The organism is Dyella tabacisoli, from assembly GCF_003350925.1.
Lineage (GTDB): Bacteria > Pseudomonadota > Gammaproteobacteria > Xanthomonadales > Rhodanobacteraceae > Dyella_C > Dyella_C tabacisoli.
In genome coordinates, this window is sequence record NZ_KZ857181.1 from 15,465 (window position 1) to 23,974 (window position 8,510).

Sequence of the window (8,510 nt, forward strand, 5' to 3'; positions counted from 1 at the left end):
GCAGATGCGCCGAGCGCCCGAGTGGCGGGGAAGAAATTCGGCTCAATCGACTCCCGGTCGTTGGGTTCCACATGGCGACGAAATAGCGGGCTGTGAATTCTGGTTTGCGAGATCTGCACCGCCAGGGGCTCATCGAACTGTGATATTGATGGGCACGCTGACAGGTAACGGCTGAGTAATCCAGTTCAGGGCAGCCAGTGCTCGAACACCTTCGTTGTAGATGTCGTTGTGGCCATCAACAGAGCGGAGCGTGACGATGATGATCGTTCGCAGTGGGTCTTGGCCGGTCGGCTCGTTCGCGCGGCGCATCATGCTCGCTTGGAGGGCCCAGCTGGCGCCTGTGACGCCAGCGAAGACACGGCGATGAATCTTCACTGGTGACCATTTTCCACCGTGTTCAACCTGCGCCTTCTCCAAGCCATCAGTACCTTCCTCGCCTTTCATCGGCACTTGGCCATTGAACTGCAGCTCTCCATCCTCGTCGGGTTCTAGCAAGCCAAAACCGAGCTCGACATTTGCACGTACGTACTCCGCGCCTGCAGCTCCGTCGAGAGGTGGTGCATACACTGCCGTCATCACCACTTCGCCGCGAAACTTGCCAGCAACCAGAAGTGACGGTGGTATTGGATACGGCGCTTTACGCCACTTTGTGCCAGGACTCAGATCGGCTTCGAATACCAGAGTGAAGCTGTCGGGGCCGTCGTAAAGGACCATCATGGGATCGCTCGGGACTCCGGCTCCGTAGTATCGGCGGTGCAGCGGCGTGCGCGGTGGCGAAGCCAGTTCGGCGCTATGGATCATCAGGGCTTTGATCAATGTGGGTGATGGGCTCAGTCCATGCTGTCGAGGCGCCGTGCCCAGTGCGTGCCAAGTTTGCGCTGCCATAGCGGCGACAATGGGGGCTGCAAAACTGGTTCCGGCGCCACGTGCAACGGAATTGTCCGGGTGAAGCACCTTGATTCCGAGCGCCTGGGGGGTCCATGGGGTCTCGAGCCCTCCGCCAACGTGAACCACGTCAGGCTTGGGTGTGAAGACAGGGCCGGGACCGCGTCGGCTGTAGCTGGCCGGCTCGCCTGCAGCCACGTAGCCAACTGGGCTGCCGATATGAGTGATGGCGCCGACAGTCAGTGCGCGCACTGAATCGGCGGGACTGGAGATCCGATCTTCAAAGCTATCGTCGCAAGGCCAGCCTCGCCGGGGCTCTGTTACGTAGTTGCCGGCGGCCACGACAAACAAGACGTTGTAGCGATCGCTCAATCCGTCGAGTTCTTGAGCCAGGTCGCTGAAACCATCATCACCCACGCCGAACGGGGAGCCTAGCGATAGGTTCCATACGCGAATGTCAGGACGGTTTGCCAGCGCTTGGCGTAACCTGATGATTAGATCGCCGATTTGGGCCGAGCTCGACTCCAGTCCGCAGACGTCGTGGACTCGGCAGGCAGTCAATGGAAAGCTGGCGTGTTGCTCGTTTAGGCCACGCGCATCGGCGACAAGTGATGCGACCATGGTCCCGTGTGCGTAATCAGTGTCGACTGGAGTGATGAACGTCTCCGTCGAGCTTACCCATGGTGCAAGGAGCGTTGCAGAGGGATGCACGCCAGTGTCGAACACGGCAACGATGGGGGCATCGGGCGGAGGGTTTCGTTCGAAAGTACTTTGAGCCACTTCCGTCTGAGCAGCATTTCCCGGTTCAGCGGCGGCTCGGGGCTCGGGTGCGACCGAACGAATCCCTGGAAATTCGAGCAATTCATCCAGTGTCTCATTCGAAAGGGTTGCACCGGCGTCGATGATGTATACCGGTGGGCCCTTTGCCTGATGTAGTACCTGCCCTGCCACTTTGCCGGCCCGAAGGATGGCGTCTAGATTCGTAACAGTCGCAGCCTGCACTACCTCATTCCTGTAACGGAACAATTTGATCCATATCCGACCAGTGGCCCGCAGCATATCGCGTGTCGCATCAAGAGAGCCTCCGCGCAATGGCGGAGGTAGCTTGGCTTGTGCGTCCCAAGCCGCAACCTCGCTGACGGCACTCAAGTTGGCTCGCAGGACTTTTGTATCGCGCTCGGCAACGACGGTACTCAGTAGTCCAATTTCTCGAGGTGTCGCTTCGACCAGCATTTCGTCCAGGGCGGCATGTCCGATTACCGGCATATCCGCCTCAGCCACCAAATTCAGTGGGCGATGGCTCTTGGCGATAGCCTCGGGGCGCATGCGGAAAGAAAGAACCGTTGGGATGCCCGGATATTTCAGTGCATTTGCCCCCACGATCCCGCCAGCTGCCGCCACGGTGCGATTCAACTTGGCTCGGTACTCAGCATCTGTATTGCAAAACTGTTTGGCCCCTCCTCCTGTCACCTCGACGCCAAAGACGTCGCCCGGAGAAAATGCCACATGGACGAAAGGATTGTCCGCCTGCGGCCGTGGATGGTTATTCGACCTTGCCTTGCGGGCCATCGCTCTTGCTTCCTTTCATCATGTTGTTGATTTGCCGCGTCGTAACTCCATATAGCCGCGACAGCTCTCGCACCGAGAAGCGGCGCATATCCAATTTCCGCAACCAACGCACCTCGTCGTCCACTGAAGAGAGTTCTTTTCCTTGCATCAGCGCCATCGCTAGCGCCAGTCGCCGGTGTGTCTCTGCCTCGTCGACCGATGTTTGGCGAGCCATCACTGCGTGACGCTTTGCATCCAGACTGACCTGCTCAATCAGCGCCCCCGTTACTCCGGCCGAGCACGCTGTCAGGGTAGCAAAATCCACGCCCGTCCCGCCAAACGCGCCCAAGTGCTTGCGCCACAGCTGGTCTCGCAGGCCTGCATCTGGCAGGGGCATTGGCAACTGGAACGCAAAACGCCGCCAGACCGCAGGATCAAGCAAGCGGTCGTGGTTGGTCGCTGCAATCAGCACCACGTTCTCCTCTAGTGCATCGATATTTTGGAGAAGTGATACCACTACGCGCTGCAGTTCGCCGACGTCACGCTCGTTGCCGCGCGCAGATGCCAGCGCATCAACCTCGTCCAAGAACAGCACTGCAGGGCTGCCTTGCGCGTATTCGAATACACGCCTGAGGTTCTTGCTGGTCTGGCCGAGAAGACTGCTGACCAACGTATCGCATCGCACCGTCAATAGGGGCAGGCCGAGCTGGGCGGCAATCCATCGCGCGCTCTGTGTCTTTCCCGTGCCGGACGGTCCGAAAATGAGCATTCTTGGCGGTATCGCGGCACCGGCTCGCGCTAGTACGTCATAGTGTCGCGACGCATCCAGAAAGTCAGCCACTCGCCGCTCCAATCCCGACGGTAGCGCGACAAATACTTCGCCGGAGGATGGCCGGCTAAAATCTACCGTATGGAGCCGGCTTTCGCCGTCGATCGGTAGCTGCCCAGCGCCACCTGGTGAGGCGGCATCCTGCGCACTGGCGAGCGCCTTGGGGGCGCGGACAAGGCGCTGCCGAACCATGATCGCCTGCTCTCGTTCACCAGCTGTCTCGAGCTTTTCGGCAAGTAATCCGGCATAGCTTGCAGCCATGGTGGCATTGGCTTTCAGGGCGCCGTCGAGGATTTTCAGGACTTCGGAGAGGTATTCCACGGGCGTCTCGATATGCGCGTTATGCGTTTCAATATACGCGAATTTCGGATCACTATGCCATTTCATCGTCTCAAATGATGATATTTACGTCACATGCCTCTTGCCGACTCCATCGATCCCGGTAAATGCCCAGTGGGTCGAGGCGCGGCCACCCGAAGGGGCGGCACGACGGTCCCACGACCACTTGAGCAACTGCGCGGGCGTAAGACGGTCGCTATGGCATGTGTCGCTAATGGAAGGTCGTGAGTCTGCGCTTATGGTGAAATTTTGTTCCGTGGGCCTCGCGACATGTTCGTCGCCAGCGGCTACACCTCGAACACCTTGCTGTTCGAAGGCCAACTGGAGATGAAGAACGGCTACCTGACAATCCATACCGGCCTCGCTGGCAATGCGACACAGACCTCGGTACCGGGCGTATTCGCTGCCGGTGACGTCGCCGACCAGGTCTACCGCCAAGCGATCACATCAGCCGGCTACGGCTGCATGGCTGCCTTGGATGCGGAGAGGTTCCTAGAAGATGCTGGAGCGGCAAGCCGGTGAAGGCGGGGTGGTGCACGACAAGACTAGAACGGAAGGTTGCCCTTCCCTACCCTTGATAATTTGCCCTAATCGCTTCGTGCTCTTAAGCGTCGTTTTGAAGTTATGCGGAGCGATCTCTTTCCCATAGCCAGCCCCTTGGCGGAAATCATAGGCTGGAAGTGCCGTAATCTCGGGAGTAGTCCATGTGACTAATTAAGCTGCCAGTGAAAATGCCTCTCCCTTAATTGGAGTACCTTCTTAGATGCTCGAATTCTTCGGACAGATGACCAAGCAGAGATTTTCACATGAACGTACGCAGCCAAATCAAGGACTATATCGCAGCTCAGCCAGAGCCAAAGCGAAGTGATATGCAAGAGCTGCATGACATCATTCTTGGAATCATGCCTACCTGTAAATTATGGTTTCTCGATGGCAAAGATGAAAATGGCCGTGTTGTTTCTAATCCGAATATAGGTTACGGGGTGCAGACTATAAAGTATGCCGATGAAAAAACCAGGGAGTTCTATCAGATTGGCATTAGTTCAAACACAACTGGCATCTCTGTCTACATTATGGGGATAAAAGACAAAAGTTACTTAGCCGAGAAATATGGGAAAAATATCGGCCAGGCAAAAGTGACTGGGTACTGTATCAAGTTCCGAACACTAAGAAATATAGACATTGACATTCTCGCAGACGCAATGCGATATGGGATCGAACACACGCGCGTCTAAATAGCGATTTAGATCGGGTTACATGCCATCTGAAGCAAAAAAACCACCCGCGGCGATACGCAAAGACGTAGAAGGCCAACGGAAAACGTGTATTGGGTCGAGACGGCTTTCCTTTTGAGAGGAAATTTACCATGTCAGAGACATATAGATAATCAATGTTCCGGAATGCCAATTGATGCCTTGCGGCGCAACCATTCATCGGCTATGTCGCCCATGTTCTTCGCGTTGCCGCTGCGCACCCAAGTCATGAGTCCGCGGTCAAATTTGAATTCAGGTCCGCATTGATGGGAAAGGAAACGTCTGACGTTTTGCGTGTTCCTGTAATCGGAATCGATTTCTGTAGTGCGTGAAATCTCCCCGCCATGCCAATCGAATTTCATTCTTCATACCCCTCGGTATAGTTGAGCAATAGCTTTTGGGTGAAAGCAGCACCCCCCGATAACTTGACCTAATCACCCTGCCCTGCGGCCCCTGCGGGATAAACGGCGCTGGTTTGGCCAATGTCCGCGATGGGTCGAAAGCCTATCTTGGTGCCAAGCACGCGTTTTTGAACGCAGGCTTGGGCTGGGGCATATGTCCTTGAAGGATCTCGACGCGGGGACCCTAGTGAAGATCAAAGTCGAGGGGCTCCCGCGTGAGGTGTTTCTCCCCATACACGTGGTCTATCGCAAGGACGCGCTTCACGGGACGACCGGCCGCGCCTTTTCTCGCGACTGTGCTTCTGACGGCGTGGCGGTCTGTCTGCGGCATCACAAAGCGGCCTCTTGCGCCAACAGAATCCCGTTCTGCCGATGCCTCACCGCCATCCTGATCCGCCAGAAGTACATCGCGCCGATCACACCTTCGAATATCGACCCGACTGCCCAGCACGTCGGGAGGAAACTCGCGTCTCCGATGTGGCCGGTCATCAGGACGTAGGTGGTGGGAATACTGATAGCCCACATCAGCACGATCCTGGTGAGGAACAGAAACCTCGTCAGGCCGAAGCTCTCCAGCACCATGCCCCCGGTCATGGAAAAGGCGAACGCAAGCGAATAGAGCCACAGCACCCGCACCGTCGCGACGGATACCCGCTGAATCTCTTCTCCTTTATCGATCAGCCCGAACGGGTTGAGCAGGAACAGTGGCGTCACGATCTGAAGAAACGAGATGACCGCGAGATACGACAACTCGATCCCCATCGTCACGAAAAGGATCCGCGTTACCTGCGGGTAGTCGCCCTCTCCGATGGCATTCCCGCACAGCACGCCGCACCCGATGCCCAGGCCGATCAGCGGCACGCCGCCCAGGTAATTCACCGTCAGGTTGACGTTGTTGGCCGCGAGTCCGGCGGCGCCCAGGCCCGCAACGATCCACACGAAGGCCGCGCTGCCGAGATTGGTAAGTCCGGTGGAGCTGCCGATGGCGAGCCCTTTTCTGACGCGCGGGATCAACTCGCCGCCGATGTGCCTTCCACGCCGGAATAGCAAACCACCCAAATCCCTCCAGACCTCGCGCGGCATACAGGCCACGTAGCAAACCGTCATCGTCAGCGTGCCGATCAGAGTCCCGATCGCCGAGCCCCGCATGCCGAGCTCTGGCAAACCGTACTTGCCAAACACCAGGCCGACGATCATGAAGATGACCACGGCCTGGCCGATCAGCCCGACGACCAGCGTCACGCGGGTCCGGCCGATGCCGCTGAAGTAAGCCGAAAGTGCCATGTTCAAGGTCATGGCGGCGCCGAAGAACGCTGACCAGAACAAGAACTGCGACTCCAGCCGGGTAATCGCCGGGGGGCGATTGCTCAGCGACGGAATCCACTCGATGAGCGGTGCCATGAGACACAGGATGAGCGCCAACGCAGCGCCTACCAGGATACCGAGCGCAGCCTGGTAGGCGGCCTGCCGCTGCCCCGATCGGCCGAACGCCTGCGCCACGCACGATCGCGAGAACCCGGCGAACCCGGTGAAGAAAGTGACGATTGCCATCGCCGTATGGATGGCCGGCCCCGACGCCTCCAGCGTGTCAGTCGAATATCTGGCCAGGCAGATGCGATCGACCAGCATCATAATCAGGTTACCCAGCATCGCCCCCATCAATGGCGCGGAGACGCTGAGGACTTTCCTGCCCACCTGGAAATAGGTAGCGCCGTCATTCGACTTCAAGGCCGTATCCATCGCCATCAGGTCCGCGACCTGAGTCGCACCGGTACGGCGCTCGGCCCCATGAAGAAGGTCATCACCTGCTGCACCGGCGGTGCAGTGGTGTCGAACTCCAGCTCGAAGTTACGCATGATCGCCGACACCACCACCTTCACCTCGATCAACGCCAGGAAGCGGCCGGGGCACAGGCGCTGACCGCCGCCAAACGGAAACACCTTGCGTGCAGGGTCCTCGTCCTTCTGCGGTTTGTGCTCGAAGATCCAGCGCTCCGGCTGGAACTGCTCATGCTGCGGGAACTGTGTCTCGTCGAGCCCGTCGCCAAAGGTCGTCGGCACGAAGATCACCATACCCTTCGGGAGGAAAGTGTCGGCCACCACGCAGTCGGCTTTGGCGAGCAAGCCCAGGAAAGGCGTGGAAGAGCGCAGCCGCTGGGTTTCGCTGTGTGCGGCGTCAAGGTACGGCAACAGTTTCATCTGCTCCCACTCGCGCGACATCCGCACATCGCCCAATACCGCATCGACTTCGGCGGTGAGCTTGGTGGCCGCCTCGGGGTTCTGCGCCAGCAGGTTGATCATCCACGCGATGGAATTGGCCGTGGTGTCGATGCCGCCGACCACGCTGGCGATGGCATTGCTGACGAGGTCCTGGTCGCTGAAATCCGACTCGGGGTCTTCGCTGGCGACGATCATGGCCTCAAGCATGTTGGTGGGATCTTCGCGCAGGTGCGGCTGCTGCTTCATTCGCTCGCGTGTCTCCCCGATCAGCCTCAGCACGGTCTGTTCCACATCATGGGCGGACTGGTCAGCCGCGCGGTCCACCGGCAGGCGGAAGCGACGCCAATAGGGGTATAGCGACGTGCCCCGGCTGGCGAGGCGGCGCATCAGGCTGTCCAGGTCGTGCTGCAACGGGTGGCTGTCGTCGCTTACCACGTTGAGGTCATAGCCCATCGCGATGCCGACGATGATGTCCAGCGCCAAGGCCTTCAAGTCGCGACGCAGGTCGACGCGCTTGCCATCGGCCAGGGTGGCTTTCCAGCGATCCACCATGCGCTGGGTCATCATGCCCATGGTGGGGAAGAAATTCCGTATCACCTCGACACTCAGTCCGCCCGTGACCAGCTTGCGCTGCTTGCGCCAGTCCTCGCCCTCCGCGGTGAACACGCCGCCCACCTTCAGCTCGTTCATGCGCATGCGCAGGCCTCTGCTGCGCTCGAAGCTCTCGGGCCGATCCTTCAGCAGGCTGCTGATGGCCGCGCGATCGGAAATGACCACGATCGGAATGCCAAACGCATTCAGGCGATAGATGGGCCCGAACTCGCGGATGTAGTTCGACAACGTCACGTGCCACTGGCTGCCGAGCATCTGCAGTTGATTCCCAAAGAAAGGAATCCCCTTCGGGCCCGGCAGATCCTCGATCGTGCGCGAGTACTTGAGTTCGTCCGCTTCTTCCATGTTCAGTTCGGCGGCTTCGATGTTCGAATTCATGATGACTTCCCCTCAGTGCAAGTGTGTTGTCCTGAAACCTGTGTGA

General features: G+C 58.6%; 6 protein-coding genes and 1 pseudogene. 2 read left to right on the forward strand and 5 right to left on the reverse strand.

The genetic code is table 11. From position 1 onward, the window contains the following. Window positions 1-129: 129 nt before the first annotated feature. Together iteS and iteA are read right to left on the reverse strand one after the other, a co-directional pair. Window positions 130-2,454: a S8 family anti-phage peptidase IteS gene (iteS, locus tag DVJ77_RS17235; RefSeq protein ID WP_114846768.1), complete on the reverse strand. Its 2,325-nt coding sequence runs from the start codon at window positions 2,452-2,454 to the stop codon at window positions 130-132. Then, window positions 2,429-3,649, reverse strand: a complete 1,221-nt coding sequence (gene iteA / locus DVJ77_RS17240) for an anti-phage ATPase IteA (RefSeq protein WP_225428059.1) — start codon at window positions 3,647-3,649, stop codon at window positions 2,429-2,431. The genes iteS and iteA overlap by 26 nt, the downstream gene beginning before the upstream one ends. Before the next feature lie 222 nt (window positions 3,650-3,871). Between iteA and DVJ77_RS17245 the strand changes: the two are divergent. Both DVJ77_RS17245 and DVJ77_RS17250 read left to right on the forward strand, forming a co-directional pair. Continuing rightward, window positions 3,872-4,123: pseudogene (locus tag DVJ77_RS17245) on the forward strand (FAD-dependent oxidoreductase); the annotation flags it as partial. Window positions 4,124-4,407: 284 nt separating this feature from the next. Beyond that, window positions 4,408-4,836 (forward strand): DUF1801 domain-containing protein, encoded by a 429-nt coding sequence (locus DVJ77_RS17250; protein WP_114846769.1) that lies wholly within the window; start codon window positions 4,408-4,410, stop codon window positions 4,834-4,836. A 152-nt stretch (window positions 4,837-4,988) separates the two neighbouring features. Here the strand turns inward: DVJ77_RS17250 and DVJ77_RS17255 are convergent, their stop codons facing one another. The 3 genes from DVJ77_RS17255 to DVJ77_RS17265 form a co-directional block, all read right to left on the reverse strand. Beyond that, the gene (locus tag DVJ77_RS17255; protein ID WP_114846770.1) at window positions 4,989-5,216 is read right to left on the reverse strand and encodes a DUF6434 domain-containing protein; all 228 of its coding nucleotides are present in this window, start codon (window positions 5,214-5,216) and stop codon (window positions 4,989-4,991) included. 369 nt (window positions 5,217-5,585) lie between these two features. Further along, on the reverse strand, window positions 5,586-6,983 hold the full coding sequence (locus DVJ77_RS17260; protein WP_225428060.1) for an MATE family efflux transporter: 1,398 nt from the start codon (window positions 6,981-6,983) through the stop codon (window positions 5,586-5,588). Between the two features lie 17 nt (window positions 6,984-7,000). Beyond that, window positions 7,001-8,464, reverse strand: coding sequence for a cytochrome P450 (locus DVJ77_RS17265; RefSeq protein WP_114846771.1), 1,464 nt, complete (start codon window positions 8,462-8,464; stop codon window positions 7,001-7,003). Window positions 8,465-8,510 lie beyond the last annotated feature (46 nt).